This is a genomic window from Urbifossiella limnaea, assembly GCF_007747215.1.
Classification (GTDB): Bacteria; Planctomycetota; Planctomycetia; order Gemmatales; family Gemmataceae; genus Urbifossiella; species Urbifossiella limnaea.
In genome coordinates, this window is the sequence record NZ_CP036273.1 from 6,545,775 (window position 1) to 6,566,940 (window position 21,166).

Annotated in this window: 16 protein-coding genes; 12 read left to right on the forward strand and 4 right to left on the reverse strand. The window is 73.7% G+C overall.

All coding sequences use genetic code 11. The features are described 5' to 3' along the window. Positions 1-125: 125 nt before the first annotated feature. Positions 126-2,930 (reverse strand): hypothetical protein, encoded by a 2,805-nt coding sequence (locus ETAA1_RS26700; RefSeq protein ID WP_145243690.1) that lies wholly within the window; start codon positions 2,928-2,930, stop codon positions 126-128. A gap of 183 nt (positions 2,931-3,113) precedes the next feature. Between ETAA1_RS26700 and ETAA1_RS32440 the strand changes: the two genes are divergently transcribed. The 6 genes from ETAA1_RS32440 to ETAA1_RS26730 all read left to right on the forward strand — a co-directional run bounded on the left by ETAA1_RS32440 (position 3,114) and on the right by ETAA1_RS26730 (position 9,269). Further along, a complete protein-coding gene (locus tag ETAA1_RS32440; RefSeq protein ID WP_202920431.1) occupies positions 3,114-5,351 on the forward strand; it encodes a hypothetical protein in 2,238 nt (745 codons plus the stop codon). Between the two features lie 16 nt (positions 5,352-5,367). Continuing rightward, positions 5,368-5,658, forward strand: coding sequence for a J domain-containing protein (locus ETAA1_RS26710; RefSeq protein WP_145243691.1), 291 nt, complete (start codon positions 5,368-5,370; stop codon positions 5,656-5,658). Positions 5,659-5,672: 14 nt separating this feature from the next. Further along, a complete protein-coding gene (locus tag ETAA1_RS26715) occupies positions 5,673-6,362 on the forward strand; it encodes a nucleotide exchange factor GrpE (RefSeq protein WP_202920432.1) in 690 nt (229 codons plus the stop codon). 23 nt (positions 6,363-6,385) lie between these two features. Next, positions 6,386-8,218 (forward strand): Hsp70 family protein, encoded by a 1,833-nt coding sequence (locus ETAA1_RS26720; protein ID WP_145243693.1) that lies wholly within the window; start codon positions 6,386-6,388, stop codon positions 8,216-8,218. A 67-nt stretch (positions 8,219-8,285) separates the two neighbouring features. Beyond that, positions 8,286-8,951: a redox-sensing transcriptional repressor Rex gene (locus ETAA1_RS26725; protein WP_202920433.1), complete on the forward strand. Its 666-nt coding sequence runs from the start codon at positions 8,286-8,288 to the stop codon at positions 8,949-8,951. A 75-nt stretch (positions 8,952-9,026) separates the two neighbouring features. Further along, the gene (locus ETAA1_RS26730; protein ID WP_145243694.1) at positions 9,027-9,269 is read left to right on the forward strand and encodes a hypothetical protein; all 243 of its coding nucleotides are present in this window, start codon (positions 9,027-9,029) and stop codon (positions 9,267-9,269) included. Between the two features lie 74 nt (positions 9,270-9,343). On the opposite strand, the gene ETAA1_RS26735 is transcribed toward ETAA1_RS26730, so the two are convergent. Together ETAA1_RS26735 and ETAA1_RS26740 are read right to left on the reverse strand one after the other, a co-directional pair. Next, complete coding sequence (locus ETAA1_RS26735; RefSeq protein WP_145243695.1) at positions 9,344-9,706, reverse strand: hypothetical protein; 363 nt, start codon at positions 9,704-9,706, stop codon at positions 9,344-9,346. A 2-nt stretch (positions 9,707-9,708) separates the two neighbouring features. Then, entirely contained in the window at positions 9,709-11,109 is a 1,401-nt protein-coding gene (locus ETAA1_RS26740) for a M20/M25/M40 family metallo-hydrolase (protein WP_145243696.1), read from the reverse strand. A 156-nt stretch (positions 11,110-11,265) separates the two neighbouring features. Between ETAA1_RS26740 and ETAA1_RS26745 the strand changes: the two genes are divergently transcribed. After that, positions 11,266-11,958 carry a hypothetical protein gene (locus ETAA1_RS26745; protein WP_145243697.1) on the forward strand — a complete coding sequence of 231 codons (693 nt, stop codon included), beginning with the start codon at positions 11,266-11,268 and terminating at the stop codon, positions 11,956-11,958. 13 nt (positions 11,959-11,971) lie between these two features. Here the strand turns inward: ETAA1_RS26745 and ETAA1_RS26750 are convergent, their stop codons facing one another. Then, positions 11,972-15,940 (reverse strand): hypothetical protein, encoded by a 3,969-nt coding sequence (locus ETAA1_RS26750; protein ID WP_145243698.1) that lies wholly within the window; start codon positions 15,938-15,940, stop codon positions 11,972-11,974. 97 nt (positions 15,941-16,037) lie between these two features. Between ETAA1_RS26750 and ETAA1_RS26755 the strand changes: the two genes are divergently transcribed. From ETAA1_RS26755 to ETAA1_RS26780, 5 genes are all read left to right on the forward strand, one after another. Then, entirely contained in the window at positions 16,038-16,706 is a 669-nt protein-coding gene (locus ETAA1_RS26755; RefSeq protein ID WP_145243699.1) for an HD domain-containing protein, read from the forward strand. 84 nt (positions 16,707-16,790) lie between these two features. Then, positions 16,791-17,603 carry a nucleoside/nucleotide kinase family protein gene (locus ETAA1_RS26760; protein WP_145243700.1) on the forward strand — a complete coding sequence of 271 codons (813 nt, stop codon included), beginning with the start codon at positions 16,791-16,793 and terminating at the stop codon, positions 17,601-17,603. 18 nt (positions 17,604-17,621) lie between these two features. Continuing rightward, the gene (locus ETAA1_RS26770) at positions 17,622-18,035 is read left to right on the forward strand and encodes a YkgJ family cysteine cluster protein (RefSeq protein ID WP_145243701.1); all 414 of its coding nucleotides are present in this window, start codon (positions 17,622-17,624) and stop codon (positions 18,033-18,035) included. 139 nt (positions 18,036-18,174) lie between these two features. Beyond that, a complete protein-coding gene (locus ETAA1_RS33575; RefSeq protein WP_261341997.1) occupies positions 18,175-18,969 on the forward strand; it encodes a glycerophosphodiester phosphodiesterase in 795 nt (264 codons plus the stop codon). A gap of 144 nt (positions 18,970-19,113) precedes the next feature. Next, positions 19,114-20,928, forward strand: coding sequence for an SAP domain-containing protein (locus tag ETAA1_RS26780; protein ID WP_145243702.1), 1,815 nt, complete (start codon positions 19,114-19,116; stop codon positions 20,926-20,928). Positions 20,929-21,166: the final 238 nt, after the last annotated feature.

The window sequence follows — 21,166 nt, forward strand, 5'->3', positions numbered from 1 at the left end:
CCCTCGGGGGAGAGGGTCGCGGCGAAGCACGCGGGGTGAGGGGGTGAACCACGTCGGATGAAACCCGGTGGTCACGTCCGCGCCCCGACGGCCGACAGACGAAGCCCGAGTTGGCCCCGATCCCGTCACGCCCACTCGGCCTTCACGCGGAATTTCTCGCCGGCCGAAAAGTCCACCGGGATCGCGTCGCCGACCAGGCCCAGCGTGTGCTCGTGGGCCCCGTTGCCGTCCACCCGCGCCGCGGCCGATGGGTCGCGTGCGAATCGGATCTCCGCGGCGCCGCCGAAGCCGGCGCACTCCACGAACTGACCCACCACCGCCCGGTTCATCCCCTCGCCGGGGTCCGCCGGCCGCAGGCTCGTCAGCACCAGGCTCGGCATGTCCACGTGCGCCAGCCAGCCGCTCGCGCCCACCGCCGGCGGACCCTTCTCCGTCACCACCACCGGCGCCGGCGACACCCAGCCCACCGCCGTCTGCATCGGCTGCTCGCGGTCAAGCGCCAGCAGCAGCTCGAACGCCGACCCCGTCTCGCCCTCCGGCGACAGCACCACGTCGATCATCCGGCTGCCGTGCCGCTGCAGGAACGGCAGGCCGCCGGTGAACAGGAACGAGCGCTCCGAGCCGAGCCGCACTTCGAGGTAGTCCGGGCTCACCGGGCGGGTGTAGCCGGTCAGCGTGTTCTGGCCGTTCACCCCGCGGAACAGCACCGCCCGGTCGTCGCGCCAGCCGAACCGCGCCCCGTAGTACGAGTGCCACGGGTAGCCGCTCGGCCGGTGCTTCACGTCCAGCTCGACACGCACCTCCAGCACCGGTCGCCCCATCCAGGCGCGGAACCGCTGGCGGAACGTGGCGATCACCTCGTTCTGCGGGTCGAGGATGTCCCCCTCGCTGACGATCTCGCCGAGCGCGGCGCCGGCGTTCGTCACCGTCACGGAGCGGGCCTTCATGCTGCTGCCGGGGTTGAAGACCAGCTGCTGGCCGAAGCGCGTCGTGCGGGTGCGCAGGTCGCGGAAGCTGCGGAGGCCGCCGGTCGCGGCGTCCACGTCGGCCTCGAAGAACTCGTTACGCACGGTCAGCCCGTCGGCCGTTTTCAGCTTCGGCTTCGGCGGCGCGGCGTTCCCCGTGCGCGGCAGCCACGCGAACCCGAGCGGCGGCAACTCGACGACGAGCCGGGCGCGGCCGCCGGCGAACTCGGCGAACTTGATCGGGTCGGCGACGGGCACCGGGTTCGGGAACCCGTCGAGCTCCAGCGCCGCGCGGCGGGTGAAGCCGCACGGGTTGAACACCAGCACGCCCGGCTGCCCGTCGGTGCTGCGGGCCTGGATGCGCTCGGCGAGCTTCGTCGCCCACGCCGCTTCGACCCGCGCCAGCGACGATGACAACGCGTCGTCACTGTCGGGGCCGGGGTTCACGCCGCGGGCCTCGATGTCGTTCTCGACCGCGGTCAGTTCGGCGAGGTCGGCGGCGCCGGGCGTCAGGCTGTGGTGCAGCGCGGCGAGCGTGAACGCCGAGTCGAGCCGCCGCCGCAGCCGCAGCTGGCGCGGGAAGCCGGTCACCGGCGTCGGGTTCTTGTCGTGCGTCACCCGGTCGTCGAGGTAGTCGGCGAAGAACTCGTCGGCCGGCTGCGTGCCGATGTAGTCGCCGCTCACCGCATCGGTGAAGTAGCGGGCCAGGCCGGTCCAGTTGCCGAGCACCGGGGCCAGCTCCGCGAGGGCCAGCAGGTCGGCGTAGCCGGCCGCGGCGGGTTGGCCCTTGTGGATCAGCGCCACCGTCGGCGCCGCGTCGGACGACGTGGCCTGGTGCAGGTGGTACGCGAGGTTGAAAAACGTCTGCGGGTCGTGGGCCGGCAGCGGCTCGCGGGTGAAGGCGTCCACGCCCTTGCCGTCGGGGCCGGGCCAGTTCACCGCGGTCGAGCGCAAGGTGGGAATGAGCGCCTGGTCGAAGCTGATGAGTACGGCGTGGCGGTAGCCGAAGTGTTGCAGCCACGACGGCAGCTGCGGGTGGTACGCGCTCTTGCGGCGGGCGTACCCCGCCGGATCGACTCCGAACAACGCCTTCGTCACTTCGCGGGCGCGGCGGAGGTTCCACCACTGCGACTCGAACGGCAGCAGCGCGTCCTCGCGCTCGCGGTACGCGCCGCAGCACACGTCCACGGCCGGCGGCAGGCCGGGAATGATCTTCGCCTTCAGCTCCGCGAACCGCTCCGGCGCCTGCACCTGCAGTTGCTCCAGCGTCTCGGCGGACGCCAGCAGCGTGAGCGGAATGCCGGCCGCGAGCGACGCCGGCCACGGGGCGTCGAGTTCCTTCGGGTCGGGCATCACCCAGTCGAGCAGGAACATCGCCCCGGGGTACAGCGACTCGCGCGCCACCCGCAGCTTCTCGGCCGCGGCGCTCAGGGGCGGGCGCACGTCGCCGCCCTCAGTCGCAGCCTTCACCGCGTCGCTCACATCGCTCCAGAAACCCTCCGCGTCCAGCAGGCGGTCGTGGTCCTGCGCCTCGTACAGCGAATCGACCAGCAGGTAGCCGTACCCCAACCCCGTGAACAGCCGCACCACGTCGTCGGGCACGTCGAACAGCGGCCCGGCCTCGCCGCGCTCGGCCAGGGCGTCCTTGAGGTTGGCGAAGCTCTCGCGCCGGGCCGCGGTGCCGGCGAAGGCGACGGCCCCGGCGGCGCGGACGCGGTCGCGCCAGTCGTCGGGCTGGTACAGGTGCGGCCCCTGCGGCACGCAGTACACGGCGCCCGGCAGCGGCGTGTCGTGGTCGTAGGTGTTGGAGGTGGCGGGCGCGGCGGCGCTGCCGGCGAGCGCCGCGGGGTGCCACAGGGCGGCGTACCCGTTGAGCCACGCGGCCACCTCGTCGGCGCCCATCTGGAGCGGGTACGAGGTCGGCAGCCGGTAGGGGGAGAGGAGGTGGAGCGGTCTCGTCGTCATGGCTCGCTTTTCGTCTCGCGTGAAGGGGTGAAGGGGTGAAGGGGTGAAGGGGTGACGAGCGGGTGGATTTCGTCACCCCTTCACCCCTTCACCCCTTCACCCCTTCACGCGGCGACAGCCACTTCACCCCACATCCCGGACAGCGATATAGTACGAACAAGCCCCCCGACCCGAGGCCGCCCCGTGGCGAAGAGGAAGCCCGCCGCCCCGCCGCCGCCCACGCCCGACCGCGTGGCCAAGCACGCCCGCGCCGGCGACTACACCATCGCGCTCGAAGTCGCCCGCGCCCTCGTTCAGCTCGCCCCCACGCCCGACCACCAGGCGCTGCTCCGCCGCACCCTCGCCGACGCCGCCGCCCACTTCGCCGACCGCGACCGCACCGCCGACTTCGACCGCGTCCTCTCCGAGGCCGCCGACCTCGACCCGGCCGTCCGCGCCGTGCTCCTCGCCCGCGCCGGCCGCACCCCCGACGCGCTGGCGCTCGCCGACGACGCCAGCCGCCCGAAGGTGCTGGCCGCCGCCGCCGACCGCGCCGTGCGTCAGCATTCGAACGCCTTCCTGCCGCCCGAGCTGCACGTCGGCTTCGACGCGGTGCTGCTCGCGTTCCGCAAGCACGAGGCCGGCGACGACGCCGGGGCGCGGGAGGCACTGGAGCCGATCGGCCTGCGGTCGCCGTTCCTCGAATGGAAGGTGCTGCTGCGCGGTCTCATGGCCCACGCCGCCTCCGACGACGCCCGCGCCGCCGAGAACTTCGCCCGCCTCGACCCGGCGCGCCTCCCGGCCCGCCTCGCGGCGCCGCTGCGGTTCGCCGTCGATCCGGCGTTCAAGCAGGCGCAGCCCGCCGACGCCGCCACCGTCCTGAGCGCCCGCCTGCGGAAGCTGCTGCCGAGCCCGGCCGTGGAACACCTCCGCGCCATCGCCCGCGAGCTCGGCCGCGACAAGCCGCTCGCCCCCGCCTTCCGCTCCGCCGAGCTCGTGGTGCCGATGCTGCGGTCGTTCGCCCCGGACCTCGTGCCGCGGCTCGCCAACTGCCTCTACCACGCGATCGTGAACCAGGGTCAGCCGGAGGACCTGCCGAAGTACCGCAAGCTGTTCGGCAACCCGCCGGACGACCCGAACTTCCACAAGCTGCAGGCGCAGATCGGCGAGCAGATCGGCGACCCGGCCGGCACCCACGCCCACTGGCTGAAGTACGAGGCGTGGCTCGCCGCCCACCCCCCCGGCTGGCCCGTCGCCGTCGCCGACCGCGCCCGCGCCGAGGTGTGGACGCACCTCGGCGTGAACGGCACGAAGGCGGCCGACGTGGACGACGAGCCGGAGCTGGGCTTCTTCGCGCCGCCGCGGCGGAAGAAGCCGCCCAAGCCGCTCGACCCGCCGCCCGCGGCGTGCTTCGCGAAGGCAGCCGAACTCGCCCCCGACTCGCCCGACGCGGCCCGCCGGCTGTTCGAGGCGCTGCTCGACGCCAACCGCCCCGCGGACGCCGAGGCCGCCGCGCGGGCGTACCTGGGGCGCAAGCCGGACGACGCCTTCGCGCTGGTGGCGCTGGCGAACCTGATCCGCACGCAGGGCCGCGCCGCCGAGGCCGCCGAGGCGATGCGGCGGGCGCTGCCGCTGAACCCGCTCGACAAGGCGACCCGCGTCCAGACCGCGTCCGTCATTGTCGCCGAGGCCCGCGCCGCGCTCGCCGGCGGGAAGCTCGCCGACGCCAAAGCCGCGCTCGCGGTCCTGGACACGCACGAAACCCTGCTCGCGGCCGAGGCGCCCGCCGGCCGGCTCGCGCTGCGGTCGGTGGCGCTGACGAAACTCGGCCGCGCCGACGAGGCCGCCGCGGCCCGGACCGGGGCGCTGGCGGTGCCCGGCGCCCGGCTCAGCGTCACGTACCGGATGATGATCGATTCGCAGCTCGCCAAGCTGAAGCCGGCCGACAAGAAGGCCGCCGACGCGCTCTGGGCCGCGGAGTTGGCCGCCGAGCCGCTGCCGCAGGAGGTGCAGCAGCTGTTGGCCGCCTACGACCTGTACCGCCTCGACGCCGTCACCTACCGCGGCCAGAAGACGCACGAGAAAAAGATCACCGACCAGGTGGCCCGGTGCGCCGGCGCCGCCGGCCCGGAGGAGGAGTTCGAGAAGCTGCTCGACGTGCTGGTCGGCCCGAAGCAGGAGTTCAAGGCCGCGAAGAAGCTCGCCGACGCGCTGCTGGTGCGCTTCCCCGCGAACCCGGCATTCCACCTGGCGCGGGCCGAGGCCGGGATGGGCCTCGGCGAGCGCGAGTATCATGTGGAGGGCCGGGTGCGCCGGGCCAGGGCGCTGGCCGACGCGGCGACCGAACCGCGGCACAAGGCGCTGCTGCCGCACATCGACGAGCTGCTGAAGCAGTTCGCGGCGCCGTTCGACTTCCTGGACGCGTTCTTCGGACGGCGCTAAGGACGCCCCACCACCCATGGCCGACCCGTATACCGTCCTCGGGGTGCCGCCGGACGCGGACGACGACGCGATCCGCCGCCGCTACCTGGAGCTCGCCCGGACGTTCACCCCGGAGCAGCACCCGGAGAAGTTCGCGGCCGTGCGCGCCGCCTACGACCAGGTGAAAACGCTCGACGCGCGGGCGGCGTACCGGCTGTTCGAGGCCGGCAAGGAAGACACCATCGACGCCCTGATCGAGGAGGCGGCATGTCGGACCCCGCGGCCCCGGGTGACCCTGCAAGCCCTGACCGCGGCCCAGTCGGGGTAGAGCAGGTCGAGCGCGTGCTGGCCGACTTCCGACAGTGGTTGCTCGCGGCACCACCGAATGACGACGGACGAACGGAGACGGACGACGGCCGGCCGCCCGTCGATCTGTTCGCGCTGATCGGCCAGTTCACCGCGCTGCGGCACGAGGTGAACCTCCAGACGAAGGCCGCCCGCGCCGCCGTCGAGCAGAACGCCGAGGTGCTCCGCCAGCTCGCCGACCGCGACGAGGAGCCCGAGCCCGAGCCGGCCGACGACGACGAGGTGCTGCGGCCGGCGGTGAAGGCGGTCATCGACGTCGCCGACGCGCTGGCCCTGTCGCACCGGCAGGCCGAGAAGCTGCGCGACGGCGCCGCCGCGATCCTGAAGGCCGACGCCGCTCACGCAGCGCGCCCGGGGTTCTTCGCGCGGCTGTTCGGCGCCGCCCCCGCCGCCCCGCCGCCGGACCTGGACGCGCTGCGGAAGCTCGCCGCCGGCGTGGCCGACGGATACGCCCTGAGCATCCGCCGCGTCGAGCGGCTGCTACCGACCTGGGAGGTCGAGGCGGTGCGGTGTACGAATGAAGAGTTCGACCCCGAGATGATGGAAGTCGTCGAGGTGGTCGCCGACAGCGGGCTGCCGGCGGGCACGGTGGTGGAGGAGGTCCGCCCCGGCTACCGCTGGCGCGGCCGGCTGGTCCGCTTCGCTCAGGTCAAGGTCGCGCGCTAGTCGCAGTCGTCCGAAGGTGCCTCATGCCAGACGTGATCGTCGGGATCGACCTCGGGACGACCAACAGCGAGGTCGCCGTCGTCGAGAACGGCCAGCCGCGCGTCCTCAGCGAGGACGGCGATCCCATCCTGCCGTCGGTCGTCGGCCTCGCCGACGACGGCCGCCTCCTCGTCGGCCGCGCCGCGCGGAACCAGTGGGTGTTGGCCCCCGACCGCACCGTGAAGTCGGTCAAGCGGAAGATGGGGCAGGACGTGAAGGTGTCGCTCGGCGACCAGCAGTTCGCGCCGCAGGAAATCTCGGCGATGATCCTGCGCACGCTCAAGGCCCGCGCCGAGCGCGAGCTCGGCGTTCCCGTCTCGAAGGCGGTCATCACCGTCCCCGCGTACTTCAACGACAGCCAGCGCCAGGCCACCCGCGAGGCCGGCGAGCTGGCCGGTCTGGAAGTGGTGCGCATCCTCAACGAGCCGACCGCGGCGGCGCTGACGTACAACCCCGACCAGTCGCGGGCCGAGCGCATCCTCGTCTACGACCTCGGCGGCGGCACGTTCGACGTGTCCGTCGTCCACACCGAGAACGGCGTGGTGGAAGTCCTCGCCAGCCACGGCGACACGGCCCTCGGCGGCGACGACTTCGACGAACTGCTGCTGAACCACGTCGCCGACGAGTTCCAGGAGATGTACGAGGTCGACCTGCGCGCCAGCCGCACGAGCCGCGCGCGCCTCCTGAGCGCCGTCGAGGACGCCAAGAAGCGCCTCAGCGACCACCCGTTCGCCCGCATCGAGGAGGAGTTCGTCGCCGAGAAGGACGGCGTGCCCCTCCACCTCAACGCCGAAGTCGAGCGCAGCGACTACGAGGAGCTGATCCGCCCGCTGCTCGACCGCACGATGGAGTGCTTGCAGCGGGCGCTCGACGACGCGCACCTGACGGCGGCTCAGATCGACCGCGTGGTACTGGTCGGCGGCGCCACCCGCACGCCGCTGGTGGGGCAACTGCTCGAGGACCGCCTCGGCCAGCCGGCGCACCGCGAGGTGAACCCCGACCTGTGCGTCGCCCTCGGCGCGGCCGTGCAGGGGGCGATCGTCGCCGGCCAGAACGTCGGCTCGGTGCTGGTGGACATCACGCCGCACTCGATCGGCATCAAGTGTCTCGAATACACCGGCGCGGGCGGCTTCCGGGCGAACGAGCACAAGTTCGCGCCGATCATCAAGCGGAACGCGCCCCTGCCGGCGAGCCGGAGCGAGGTCTTCTGCACGGTGTCGGACAGCCAGCCGACCGTGGAGATCGACGTGTACCAGGGCGAGCAGCAGGACGTGCGGCGGAACCACCGCGTCGGCCGGTTCATGATCGAGGGGCTGGCGAAGGTGGCGGCCGGCAACCAGCTGGTGGTGCAGCTCGACCTGACGCTCGACGGCGTGCTGAAGGTGTCGGCGCGGGAGAAGAGCACGGGGCTGACGAAGCAGATCACGGTGGAGAACGCGCTGGCCCGGTACGCGGTGACGGAGCGCGCCGCGGCGCAGGCCCGGCTCGACCGCATGTGGTCGGACCTGGAGGCGCTGGCCGAGGCGCCGCCGGAGCCGACGGCGGACGACGCCCCGCCGATCGGGGCGGCGTCGTTCGGGCTGGCGGCGCCGCAGCTGGACGCCGGCCCGCGGGAGGGGCAGCGCGAGACGGTGCAGGCGCGGGCGCTCTTGGAGAAGGCCGACCGCATCCGCGCGAAGGCCGCCGCCGAGGACCAGGAGGAGCTGGACCGGCTGACCGGCAAGGTCCGCGACGCGCTGTCCGACCGCCGCTGGAACGAGCTCGAAGCCGCGTGCAACGACCTCAGCGACGTGCTGTTCTACCTCGAAGACGCCTGACGCGGGCGGGTCGGCCCGCGGTCCGTAGGTTACTCCGATCCGATTTTCTCGTTGGTGCGGAGGACTCTTGCGGGACCGGCGACCCGAGGGCGAGCGGCTGTCGCGCGCGACGGCCCACCGGCTCAGCCTGTACCTCCGCGCCCTGGCGGTGTGGCCGGCCGACGGCGGCCGGATGTCCAGCACCCGCATCGCCCTGGCGTGCGGCGTCACCGACGCCCAGGTCCGCCGCGACCTGGCCTCGCTCGGCCACCTCGGCCGCCGCGGCCTCGGGTACGACGCCCCCGAGCTGTCCGCCGCCATCCGCGCCGTCCTCGGCATCGACCGCGTCTGGCGGGCGGTGCTGGTCGGCGTCGGCAACCTGGCCCGCGCCCTGCTCCGCTACCGCGGCTTCCGCACCCAGGGGTTCGAGGTGCTCGCCCTGTTCGACGCCGACCCCACGAAGGTCGGCGAGCGCGTCGAGGGGCTGGCGATCGAGCCGACGGAGCGGCTGACCGATCGGGTGCGCGACCTCGGGGCCGAGCTGGCCATCCTGACGGTGCCGGCCGACGCGGCGCAACCCGTGGCCGACCAGCTGACCGCCGCCGGCATCCGCGGCGTGCTGAACTTCGCCCCGGTGCTGCTGCGGCTGCCTCCGCGGGTGAAGCTGGTGTCGGTGGACCTGGCCATCCAGCTGGAGCAGCTCGCGTTTCTGATCCAGCACGGCGAGCCGGCCGCGGACCCGGCGGCGCGGTAGCGCCCTTGCCGCGGCCGCCGCGGGCCGTACCCTATTCAGCCTGATACCCGACCACGGCGATTGCGGAGTGCGGTCATGGCGAAGCGGATGTCCACGCGGCTGCGGATGGAGCGGCAGCGGAATAACGCGGCGGTCAGCCGGACCAAGAACGGCCACCTGAAGCGGAAGAAGGCCGCCACCCGCGACGCCCGGATGCTGGCGCTCGTGAAGGCCGGCACGTTCCCGTACACGCCCGCCGTGCAGAGCTGGCTCAGCGTCCAGCTCGGCGACCGGTTCAACCGCATCACCGAGGCGCAGGTCAAGGAACTGGTGAAGTAGACAAGCGACGTGGCGAGCGGCCCGCGTGAGCGGGCGGTTCCGGGGCGCAGTAGATGCGCCCCGGAACCGCCCGCTCACGCGGGCCGCTCGCCTGCGCCCGATGAGTGTTCCTCGCACCGGGCGAACACCCGCGGGAACACCGGCAGCCGACCCCACATCCTGTGCCAGCCCCAGCCACGCGACACCGCCGGCCGGGCGCAGAAGTGGCACCGCAGCGCCGTCCCGTCTGGTAACAGGATCGCCCCGCACTCCCGCCGCGCGATGTGGTGGTCGGCGATGTCCGAGCGCGTCACCCCGCGGCGGTCCAGTTCCGCCTCCATCAGGTCGAGCGCGGCCGGCTCCATCCCGGCCCGGTACACCGTCACCCGGTCCAATAGCTCCTCGGTGTCGGCGGCCCGCACGAACGCCGCCACCCGCTTCAGGTCGAGGGCGAGCATCGCTACTTCACCCGCTCCGGGGTCAGCTTGCCGAGGCCGTCGAACAGCCGCACCAGGCTCGCCATCAGCTTCTTGAAGTCGCCCTCGTGCAGGCTCTCGTTCGGGGCGTGGGCGTTGCTCGCCGGGTCCTCGATCCCCATGAGCAGCGCCGGGGCGCCGCCGAACAGCTCCGACAGCGGGCCGACGAAGCCGATGCTGCCGCCGCACCCGATGGCCACCGGGTCGCGGCCGAACCCGGCCCGCATCGCCCCCAGCGCCGCCTCGAACGCCGGGCCGTTCGGGTCGGTCATCCACCACGTCACCGGCGGCCCGTGCGGCGTCACCTTCACCTCGACGCCCCACGGCGCGTCGGCCGTCAGGAACGCCGCCAGCTGCTCGAACGCCTGCTGCGGGTCCTGGTCCGGCACGAGCCGGCAGCTGACGAGCGCCGTCGCCTTCGGCAGCACCTGGTTGGACGCCCCCTTGATCGAGCTCGCCTCCTGGGCGATGACCGTGACCGCCGGCCGCCGCCACGTCTGCTCGTACTCGTTCAGCCCGGCCTCCATCGCCATCTTGGCCGTGGGCACGATGCCGATGTCGCGCCGCAGCGCCGCCTCGTCGAACGGCAGCTTCCGCGTCGCGGCCGTCTCCTTGTCCGTCATCGGGCGGACGCTGTCGTAGTAGCCGGGGATGGGGAGCTTGCCGTCGGCCCAGTACAGCTTGCCGAGCACGGCGTTGAGCGCGAGCGCCGCGTCGGGCAGGGCGCCGCCGCCCATGCCGCTGTGGACGGGAATCTTGGCGCTGGTCACGTCCACCTGGGCCGTCATCACCCCGCGCAGCGAGTAGGTGATGCACGGCAGCCCGACCTCGATGTTCTCGGTGTCGCAGACGACGATCACGTCCGACTTGATGCGGTCGCGGTGGGTGTCGAAGAACTTCATGAGGTTCTTCGAGCCGACCTCCTCCTCGCCTTCCACGACCATCTTGATGTTGACGGGCAGGCTGCCGACGGTCTGCCGGTAGGCGGCGATGGCGCCGAGGAAGGCGGAGATGGCCCCCTTGTCGTCGGCGGCGCCGCGGGCGTAGAGGCGGCCGTCGCGGCGGGTGAGCTTCCACGGGTCGCTCTTCCACTGCTCGACGAAGTTGATCGGCTGCACGTCGTGGTGGGCGTAGAGGAAGACGGTCGGCTTGCCGGGGGCGTCGAGCCACTCGCCGTAGGCGTAGGGGAGCGAGCCGCCGACGCGCAGCACCTCGGCGTTGTTGAGGCCGGCGGCGCGCATCTGATCGACGGTGAGGGCGGCGGTGCGGTCGATCTCGGTGCGGTGTTCGCCGTCGGTGCTGATGCTCGGGATGGCGACCAGGTCCGCGAGGCCGCGGACGATGTCTTCGTGGTGCCGCCCCAGCCAGTCGAGCGCCTTCTCCATCGGCCGAGTCCCCCGTGACGTGTGGTGCTTCCAGTGTAGCCGGCGCCCCCCCGCGGGGGAAACCCGGCCCGGGGCTTGAGCCCGGGCCGCCCGCGGACAGCGCGGTTGACCCGCCCCGCCGCCGGTGGTATGCCGCCGGCCCACGGAGGGACCGGTATGCGCCGACGGTCGAAGCTGTTGGCCCTGCTCCTGCTCGTCGGCGGGCTGTCGGCCGCGGCCGGGGCGGCGGTGCTGACCGCCCGCGCCGAGCCCGAGTTCTACGCCCGCGCCGGCGCCCCCGCCGACTGGGAGACGCGCGAGCGCGCCGCCCGCCTGCCGACGCGGCTGCTCGACTTCAAGAACGAGATTCGCTCGAAAGAGGTGTGGGGCGACACGTTCACCGCCGCCGAGCTGAACGCCTTCTTCGCCGAGCACATGTGCGACCGCGACGGGTACGGATCGGTGCTGCCGGAGAAGCTGCACTCGCCGCGGGTGGCCGTGGACGGCGACCGGGTGAAGGTCGGCTTCCGCTACGGGCACGGGTTCTGGAGCTCGGTGGTGTGGGTGGAGTTCCGGGTGTGGCTGGTGGCGGGCGAGAGCAACCTGGCGGCGGTGGAGGTGTGCGAGCTGCGCGCCGGCCGGCTGCCGCTGGGGACGCAGAGCATCCTGGACAAGGTGTCGGAGGCGGCGCGGGAGTGGAACATCGACGTGACGTGGTACCGGCACGAGGGGAACCCGGTCGGCCTGTTCAAGTTCTTCGCCGACCAGCCGCTGACGCCGCCGACGCAGGTGCTGACGTTCGAGGCGGCCGACGGCAAGATGACCGTCGCTGGTCGGTCAACGCTCCCGGGCGCCCCGCGGGCGGAGTAAGCGGCGGGCGGCGTCAGGGCGCCGCGGCCCGCGCCGCCTCCGCGAGCGCCGCCGCCGCACGCCTCAAATCGCCGCCGCGCACCGCGGTCGCCGCCGCTCGCACCGCCCGGCCCGGTCCCGCGTCCGGCCCCACCGGCTCCGTTCCGCGCAACTCGCGCGGCACCCGCTCCAGCGCCCGCACAGCCTCGCCCCGCGCCCGGTCCGAACCGACGACGTCCGCCGCGTCCGTTCGCTCGGCCGCAGTCGTGAGCGATCGCGCGGCCTGGCGGGCGAACTCGGCCGCGGAGCGGACGGCGGCCGGCTGGTCGGTCGCGGCCACCGCCGCCGCCAGGGCGTCGGCGTCGCGGGCCAGCTCCCGCGCCCGCGCCCCTTGCCGCGCCGCCGCGGCGTTCGTCGTCAGCGCCCGCACCTCCGCCTTCAGCGCGGAATCGGCCGGCAGCACGAGCAGCGCCGTGCGGGCGTCGCCGACGTGCAGCCGGTCCGCCGCCGGCCCGGCACCGGACTCTCGGAGTCGGCGCTCCAGTTCGTCGAACGCCGTCGCGTCGGCCGGCCGCAGCCGCTCCTTGACGACATCCCCCACACCCTTCGCCCGGTCGCGCACGCCCCGTTGTTCAGCTGCCAACCCGTTCAGACGTGCAGCCAGCTGCGGCGACGGCAGGTAGTCCGCGGCCGGGTCCGGCTCGGGAGGTGGATCGGGTCGGCGCACGTCGGCTACGCCCGCGGACGCCGCCGCCAGTTTGCCAAGCAGTTCCGACAGCTGCGCCTGACCCGCGGCGTCGCGGTCGGGGCCGGCGAGCGCCGCGAGGCGCGCGTAGGCGTCGAGCGCCCGCCGCTTCAACACCTGCCCCGCCGCGCCGACGCGGACGTGCTCCAGTTCCTTCGCCTCGCGGCCGAGTTGCCGCCGCTCGTCGTCGGACGTCGGGCTCGCCGGCTGACCGGCCTTCGCCTTCGCCACCGCCGCGGCCCGCGCCCGCGCGGCGGTGAACGTCAGCAGCCGGTCCGCGTCCGTCCGCCGGCCCGCGAGCCGGTCGGCCAGCGCCGCAAGCACCTCGGCGGCGCGGCGGGCGTCCTTCGGCGTCTCGCGGGCGTCGTGCAGCAGCACCGCCGCCTCGGGCGCCGACAGCCGGGTCAGCCGCTCCGTGATGCCGGCCTGCGCCGCGGGGTCGGGGCGAACCACCAGTTCGGCCTGAAGGCGGGCCAGTTCGGCGGCCAGCGCGTCCACCGGCTGCTGGCCGTTGACGCTCTCGGCGAATCGGTCCAGCGCCCGCCGCGCGGCCGCGAGCGCCGCCGCGCCGTCGAGCGGCAGTCCGGCGCGGAGGTCGGCCGCGGCCGTGCGGACGGCCTCGACGGCGGCGGCGCGGCGGGCCTCGAATCCGGGCAGGTCCAGTGCCGCGAGGCGGTCAGCGAGCGGCTCGTACTGCTCCAGCGGCGGGCCGACCTGTGTGGCGAACTCTCGCCGGACCGATTCGTCGGGCGTCTGTCGGTCGAACCCGCGGAGCACGCCCTCCACGCCGACGGCGGCCGCCTCGTGCTCGGCGCGGAGGCGTTCGAGCTCGGCAACGCCGCGCTTGCGGCGCTCGGCCGCGCTGGGGGTCGCGTCGGCGAGACGGGCCAGCGCACCGGCCGCCAGCTGCATCGGCTGCGGCGCCGCCTTCGGGTCGGCGTCCAACCGGGTGACCGCGGTGGCGAGGTGAACGCGCACCTCGTCGCGGAGCGGCGCCAGCACGGGATCGGCCGGCAGGTTGAGCCGCGCGGCGGCCGCGAGCAGCGCACGCTGTTCGGTTCGAAGCGCGGCCTTCGCAGCGTCGGTGATCGTTGGGAATCCGGCGGCGCGGGCGCGGATGTCGTCCTGCCACGGGATGAGGGCGCGGGCGACGGCCTTCCCGTCGGCCGGGTCGAACGCCGGCCGGGCGAAGCCTTCCGCGGCGCGGTCGAGAGCCTGGGCCAGCTTCTCCAGCTCGGTCAACGCCGCGGCGCCGCGGTCACCGGCCAGGTGCTCGCCGGCGGCGCGGAAGCCGGCCGGGTCGGGGAGCGTGACGCGGGTCAGCCGGGCCGCGGTGCCGAGCCGGTCGAGCGTCGCCACGGCCCGCTCCGACAGCGCCGCCTGCGCCGCGGCCAGCTCTGCGCACACGGCAGCGCGCACGTCGGCGGCGAGGCGGTCGGCGACGGCGTCGAGGTCGCGGGCGGCGGCGGCCAGCGCCTCGGCGCGGCGAGCGAGGTCGCGCCGCTCGGCGCCGGCGGACGCGGCCACGGCCGCGCGCAGGTCCTCGCTGTCGGCGAGGATCGCGTCGAAGCGGGCGGCGAGGCGCGTGCGCTCGGCGGCCGCGTCGGCGCCCGTCGCGGCGCGGTCGGCGAGTGCGGCGTAGGCGACGGCGAGGGCGGCGAGGCGGTCGGCGTCCAGCCGGGCGCGGGTGGCCCGGTGGTGTGCTGCGGCGAGGTTGCCGATCAACAGCACGGCCTGCCGCTGGCGGAGGGCGAAGGCGGTGAGCGCCTCCAGGCGGACGGCCGGGTCGTCGGTCGCGGCCCGTCGCAGGAAGTCGTCCGCCTCCGCCACGACAGTCGCCGCCGCGTCGCGGTACGACGCCGCCCACGCCTTCGTGCCCGGGTAGCGCTCGGCCTCGGCGGCGCCGGCGCGGAGCGCCGCGGCGGCCGCCTGCACCTTCGCGCGGGCGTCGGCCAGCCGAGCGGCGTGATCGACCGGCAACCCGCCCTTCGTCGGCCGGGCGTCGAGGACCGGCGCCAGCACCCCGCGCGCCTCCGCGAGTTGCTTCTGCGCCGCCCCCGTCCGCTCGGCCACGGCGTGGTACGGGCCGAACGTCTCCTGCTCGTCCAGCGGCGGGGCCAGCGGCGTGACGTGCCACTCGTGCCAGCCGTCGTCGGGGAGCGCCGCGGGGGCGCCGCCGGGCCGGGCGTCGGCGGCGCGGAGCCGCACGCGCAGGATGCCGGCGCCGTTCCCCTGCCCGGTCACGCCGGCGAGCGCCGTCGGGTCGAAGGTGAGCCGCCCCTCCGCGGTCGGCGTGCCGGCGCCGGTCAGCGGGAACGGCAGCCGCGTGACGGAGGCGAACCCCTTCCCGGCGGCCACTTCCAGCTCGGCGCCGGTCACGGCCACGTCGTCGGTGACGGTCAAGCTGATTTCGACGCGCTGACCGGGGAGCACGGCGCGACGGCCGTTCGAGAAGCCGGCGACGGACGCGAACCGCGGCGGCTCGTCGGGCCGCGGCCGCACGCGCACCGGCACCTCGGTCCGCAGTTTCCGCGCGCCGGTCTCGTTCGCCAGCACGAGCCGCAGCACGCCGGGCTCGCGCACCGGGAACGTCGCCGAGCCGCCGAGCGCGTCGGCGTCGAGCGCCACGGGCAGCGTCTCGGGCAGTGCCGAGGGCGCGTCGGGCTTCCACTCCAGCGCCGCGGTCGCGGCCGGGCGGGTGAAGCGGAGGCGGACCGCGGCCGTGCTGCCGGCCAGCGCGTCCAGGTCGGCGAAGCCGGGCTGCGCGCGCGGCTTCACGGTCGCGGCGGCGTAGGCGGGCGGCGTCAGGTCGACGGCGGTGCCAGGGGCCAGGTCCACCGGGTCGGCGACGCGAACGGCGTACCACTCGCTCGCGGCCGGGCCGGCTTCCACGCGGTACTCGAAGTCGGCGGCCGGCGCCGGCAGCACGACCACGGCCGCGCCGGTGGCGGCGTCGGGCGTCATGCGGCGGCGCGTCTCGGGCTCGCCCGGCGCGGCGCGGGTCACCAGCTCGACGACGCCGGGCAGCGGCACGTCGGCGGCGGTCGGGTCGAGGTACGCGGACAGGGTGACGGGCTCGCCGCGGCGCACGACGGCATCACCCGTGGGGACGACGACGCGGAACGGGGCGACGGCGCCGGGGCGGAACCAGCCGGCGGAGCGGCGGGCGAGTTCGACGCCGGCGGCGAACAACCCGACCGCGAGCAGCAGGCCGAGGCCGACGCCGGTGCGGCGGGCGGCTCCCGGGGGCGCGGGCATGGGGGCTCCGGGAAGTCGCCGGGGGCGGACGTGGTGCTTAAACTATACCCGCGGCCGGCCGCCCGGGGCAAGCCGCCGGCCCATCACCAGGACGCGCATGGTCTCCCCCGAACGCCACGCCGCACTTCAACAGGCGTGGGCGAGGCTGCTCGACGGCTACCGCGTGACCGCGGCCGCCGCCTACCCGGTGTTCGACCTGCTGGCGTCAGCGTACTCCGCGCCCGACCGGCACTACCACAATTTGGAACACCTCGCCGAGATGTTCCGCGTCGCGGCCCGGCTCACGGCCATCACCGACGACCCAGCCCCGGTGCAGCTGGCGATCTGGTTCCACGACGCCGTCTACGACCCCCGCGCCGCCGACAACGAGGAGCGCAGCGCCGAACTGGCCGCGACGCTGCTCGGCCCGCTCGGCGTGCCGCGCGACGCGCTCGACCGCGTGGGTCGGCTGATCCGCGCGACGGCGCACCTGACCGACGACCGACCGCCGCCCGACCGCGACACGATGATCCTGCTCGACGCCGACCTGGCGATTCTTGGCGCGGCCCCGGAGCGCTACGCCCGCTACGCCGGGGCCATCCGCGCGGAGTACGCGTGGGTGCCGGAGGCGGAGTACCGCGCGGGCCGGGCGGCGGTACTGAAGCGCTTCCTGGCACGACCGCGGCTGTTCTGGACGGACCTGGCGCACCAGGAGGGCGACGTCCCGGCGCGGGCGAACCTGACGGCGGAGTTGGCGGGCCTGCGGGGCGGCGAACCGGCGGCATGAGCCGCCGGGTGGCGAGTCGGACCACGTCGGCACCGGACCACCCGGCGGCTCACACCGCCGGCTCGCCGGAATTCGGGGGAGTTTATGTTCGTGCCGGTCGCCTGCCTGCGGTGCGGGAAGCTGTTCCAGGTGCCGCCGGCCGCCGCCGGTACGGACGTGACCTGCCCGTGGTGCCGCGAACCCACGCCCGCCCTGCCCGTCGCCGCCGACACGCCCGCTGCCGCGACGCCCGAACCGCTCTCGCTCGACGACGCCGAACCGATCGCCCCCGCGGCCGCGCCCGTCGCGCCGCCCACGCCCCGGCGGCAGCTGTCGTGGAAGGAACTCGCCCTCGTCGTCGGCGCCATGATCCTCGTCGCCGGCGTCACGATGCTGGTCCTCGGCTACCGCTCCGGCCGCGGCGGCACCGCCGGCTGGGTCGCGTTCACCGCCCCCGACGGCTCCTGCACCGGCCTCTTCCCCACCGCCCCAACCGCGTCTGCGGTCGCCCCCAACCCGCAGAGCGTGGTGACGAAGGGCGGCGAGGAGTACGCCGCGGCGGGGTGGTACAGCGGCGTTCGCGCGTGGGTCGCCTGGCAAGACCTCGACCCCGCCTGGCAGAAGAAGCTCGCCGACGACAAGGACGGCACCCTCGGCACGCTCGAAGCCGAACTCGCGCGGCGGGTGAAGGACGCCGGCGGCACCCTCGTCGAGGGCCGCAAGAAGACCGTGCAGACCACCTACGGCCGCGGCTTCGAGGTGGAGGTGACCACGCCGCACGGCACCCGCGTGGAACGCTACGTGCTCGCCGCCACCGGGCCGCGGCCGCGGCTGTACGTCGTCGGCGTCGAGGGGCCGAAGCTCGACCCCGACGGCGCGCTGCCGGCCCGCGTGTTCACCGCCTTCCGCATCAACTGACCACCACCCGGAGCGACGATGGCCGACGAGCCCTGGTACCACAACGGCCTCCGGTTCACCTGCACCCAGTGCGGCGACTGCTGCACCGGCGCGCCCGGGTTCGTGTGGGTGACGGACGCCGACGTCGCCGCCCTGGCCGCCTTCCGCGGCGAGCCGGTCGCCGAGTTCACCGCCCTGCACACCCGCCGCGCCCGCGGCCGCCGCTCCCTCCGCGAAAAGAGCAACGGCGACTGCGTGTTCTTCGAGCGCGGCCGCGGCTGCACCGTGTACCCGGCCCGGCCGCCGCAGTGCCGCACGTGGCCGTTCTGGGACAGCAACCTCGACACCCCCGCCGACTGGGAGCGCACCGTCCGCGCCTGCCCCGGCTCCGGGCAGGGCGAACTCATCCCCATCGAGGAGATCAGCCGTCGGCTGCGCGAGGTGCGCGTCTGACCACGCTCGGGCCGAAATCATTGTTTCCGGCCGAGGGGGGTCGATCCCCGGAAGCATGTCACCGACTCATAAAAAAGTCCGTTCGGGCGACTCGCCGCCACCGCGTCGGCCGCAACCCTTTCTCCCGACCGAGGTTCCCATGTCGCGCCTGCTCCTGGCCGCCGCCGCGCTCGCGCTCGTCGCCGCCGACCCCGCCGCGCCGCCCGCCCGCATCTTCGCCCACCGCGGGCTTCTGACGCACGCCCCCGAGAACACGCTCGCCAACTTCGACGCCTGCCTCGCCCTCCGCCTCGACATCGAACTCGACGTCCGCCGCACCCGCGACGGCCAGCTCGTGGTCATCCACGACGACACGGTGAACCGCACGACCACGGGCAAGGGAAAGGTGTCGGCGCTGTCGCTGCGGGAGATCGAGGCGCTGGACGCGGGGGCGTGGTTCGACCCGGCGTTCGCCGGCGAGCGGGTGCCGACGCTGGACGCGGTGTTCGCGCGGGTGGCGGCGCGAAAGACCGCGACGCTGCTGGCGATCGACCTGAAGGACCCGGACGTAGAGGCCGACGTGGTGAAGCTGGCGGTGCGGCACGGCGTGCTGCGGCAGCTGGTGTTCATCGGCCGGGCGATCGAGAGCCGGGCGGTGCGCGACGCCGTGAAGGCGGCGGACGCGGGTGCGGCGTGTGCGGTGCTGTGCCCGTCGGCGGACAAGCTGGGGGCGGCGCTGGCGGACGGGTCGGCGTCGTGGGTGTACGTGCGCTGGGTGCCGACGGCGGGCGAGGTGGCGAAGGCCCACGCGGCGGGCCGGAAGGTGTTTCTGGTGGGGCCGGAGGTGGCCGGCCACAACGTGGCGAACTGGCACGCGGCGCGGGCCGCAGGCGTGGACGCGATCCTGACCGACCACCCCCTGGAATGCCGCGCCGCCGGCCGGGCGAAGCGGTGAGCGCCGGGTCAGGCGAAGAGGCCCCCCGATGAGAGGCGGTTTCATGGCAAGGATTGTCGCCTTTTCGTTATGCGCGGTCGCTCGGGGCGTGGTAGCCTGCACCTGATTTGCAACCTGACGATGCCACCTCTCTGCGAGATACCCATGTCGTCGCCCACGGACCCGACCCTCGATTCCATGCCAGAGCCGACCGAGCCGGGCCCGGAACAGACCAACCGCTTGTTCGAGGTGTTCCCACCAGATGACGCGTCCGTGGAGCCGGACGAGGACGGAGGCGAGTGGGAATTCGAGGAAGCCGGCGACACACCCGGGGCGGAAACCACGGCCGTTGCCGAGACGGGTACGGCGGGACCGCGGTTGCGGAGGCGGCGCCGCCGGCCCCGGCTCGACTCACCCGAACTTCGGCTCCGCGGTCGGCGTGCGCTGTGCCCGCGGGTCGAAGACATCGCCCCGCTGATGCTCAAGACGGCCAAACTCCGCGTACTCGGCGGCTACCTTCAGTCCGTCCGGGGGTTGGAGGACGACGACCTCACCCGCATCCTGCGCGACGACGCCGCAAAACTCGCTGATCCCGAGCGGGTCCGTGCCACGCTCGCGTCTCACGACCCGGACTATAACCGCGGACAGCTCAAGGCGATGATTCTGGCCGTCCTCCTTCAGGAGGAAACGCACACGCTGCCCGAAAACCGGCTCGACGCCAAGGTGATCGAGTTCGAGAAGGCGCTGGCCGGGCGCGCGGCCGCGTTTGACCTCGCCGCACTCCGCAAGGCCGACCCGGACCGGTGGCACTCGCTCGACACGTACCGAATCGTTCTCGACGCGGCCTGGAGTAACGACGGGCAGATTTCGCCGGACGAAGCCCGGTTGCTTACCGTCCTCCGCAAGCACCTGGGCATTCCCTTGGAGGAACACTGGGTCATCAGCGCGCTCATCGGCCGGTTTCCGAAGACGGGGGGCGCACTGCACACACCCGACGAGGTCAACGACGCCCGCAAGGACTTGCAGCGACAAAGCGTGGTCTGGAGCTACCGCGACGAGAGTAACCAGCTCAACGACGTGATCCCAGCCGAAGTCGCACCGACGTGTCGGGAGTGGGCCGGCCAGGAGCTCCAGGTGGTGAACTACCGCCGGCTCCTATCGCACGACGCGCTGCTCCTCCCGGACCTGTGGGCGGCGCTCGACGCCCGCGGGCTCGACCGCTCCGGCAACAAGCCCGACCTGATCGCCCGCATCGTCGCCAGCGACCTCCGCCCGACGACCGTACTCGGCGGGTTGGACCGGGAGCGACTGTCGTCCATGTGCGGCACGTTCGGGCTGAAGTCGTCCGGAGCGAAGGCCGAGTTGATCGCCCGGATCGTCGAGTTCTACGACGACCTGACGTTCGAGGTGCGGCAGACGAAGGACGAGCGTGAGGCGTGGTACAGCGACTACGTCGCGCTGGCGAGCCGGTCCTACGCCGAATTGCGGGCGAAGAAGGTCATCACCAAAGACCTGGACATCGAGCACCTGTTCGAGGCAGCAACGGCGTTCCTGTTCGGGGTCAAGTTGAAGGCGACGTGCGACCCGAGCCGGACCGAGAACCGCGCGGACGGGCGGGTGCGGCTGGACGCCGACAACTGTGTCCTGTGGGACTGCAAGTCGGTCGAAGCCGCCGTCAACTTGCAGGACCACCTGGACGGCCAGTTCGACAGCTACCTGCGGAAAGAGCAGCAGGTGGGGCTAAAGCCGCTCGGGTTCTTGGTCATCGGCCCGGCGTTCACGCCGCAGTCGATCCGGCTGGCGAACCAGTACAAGGCCCGGACGAATTGGGACGTGGCACTCGTTCAGGCGGACGCATTGAAGCACCTTGCCGACCGCTGGGCGGCGACCGAGCCGGACAAGCCGTTCCCCGTCCGCCTGCTGGTGCGCACGGAAGTCATCGATAAGGAGCGGGCCGAGTTCCTGCTGAGTCTGGCGTGACCTACCCGACAGCAATCGGGATTCGTCAATCAAGTTTCGCCCGGCGAGCCGGGGCGCCTGCCCCCGGGTTCTCGTCCCACGCGAGCGGCGAAGGCGATCCGAGTTTCCTGAACCAGCCACGGATCGGCATTACCATGCGACTCATCGTTACCACTGTGGTGTGTTTTTCGGTGGGCGTTTACGTACTATTGGCGGCCCCAATCCCGGATGCCGCGCGCCCGTTCACACTGCCGCACAC

Bases quoted from the DNA above. Each gene is read 5' to 3' on its own strand.
- ETAA1_RS26700 (WP_145243690.1), bottom strand. From the start codon at position 2,930: ATGACGACGAGACCGCTCCACCTCCTCTCCCCCTACCGGCTGCCGACC.
- ETAA1_RS26710 (WP_145243691.1), top strand. From the start codon at position 5,368: ATGGCCGACCCGTATACCGTCCTCGGGGTGCCGCCGGACGCGGACGAC.
- ETAA1_RS26720 (WP_145243693.1), top strand. From the start codon at position 6,386: ATGCCAGACGTGATCGTCGGGATCGACCTCGGGACGACCAACAGCGAG.
- ETAA1_RS26730 (WP_145243694.1), top strand. From the start codon at position 9,027: ATGGCGAAGCGGATGTCCACGCGGCTGCGGATGGAGCGGCAGCGGAAT.
- ETAA1_RS26735 (WP_145243695.1), bottom strand. From the start codon at position 9,706: ATGCTCGCCCTCGACCTGAAGCGGGTGGCGGCGTTCGTGCGGGCCGCC.
- ETAA1_RS26740 (WP_145243696.1), bottom strand. From the start codon at position 11,109: ATGGAGAAGGCGCTCGACTGGCTGGGGCGGCACCACGAAGACATCGTC.
- ETAA1_RS26745 (WP_145243697.1), top strand. From the start codon at position 11,266: ATGCGCCGACGGTCGAAGCTGTTGGCCCTGCTCCTGCTCGTCGGCGGG.
- ETAA1_RS26750 (WP_145243698.1), bottom strand. From the start codon at position 15,940: ATGCCCGCGCCCCCGGGAGCCGCCCGCCGCACCGGCGTCGGCCTCGGC.
- ETAA1_RS26755 (WP_145243699.1), top strand. From the start codon at position 16,038: ATGGTCTCCCCCGAACGCCACGCCGCACTTCAACAGGCGTGGGCGAGG.
- ETAA1_RS26760 (WP_145243700.1), top strand. From the start codon at position 16,791: ATGTTCGTGCCGGTCGCCTGCCTGCGGTGCGGGAAGCTGTTCCAGGTG.
- ETAA1_RS26770 (WP_145243701.1), top strand. From the start codon at position 17,622: ATGGCCGACGAGCCCTGGTACCACAACGGCCTCCGGTTCACCTGCACC.
- ETAA1_RS33575 (WP_261341997.1), top strand. From the start codon at position 18,175: ATGTCGCGCCTGCTCCTGGCCGCCGCCGCGCTCGCGCTCGTCGCCGCC.
- ETAA1_RS26780 (WP_145243702.1), top strand. From the start codon at position 19,114: ATGTCGTCGCCCACGGACCCGACCCTCGATTCCATGCCAGAGCCGACC.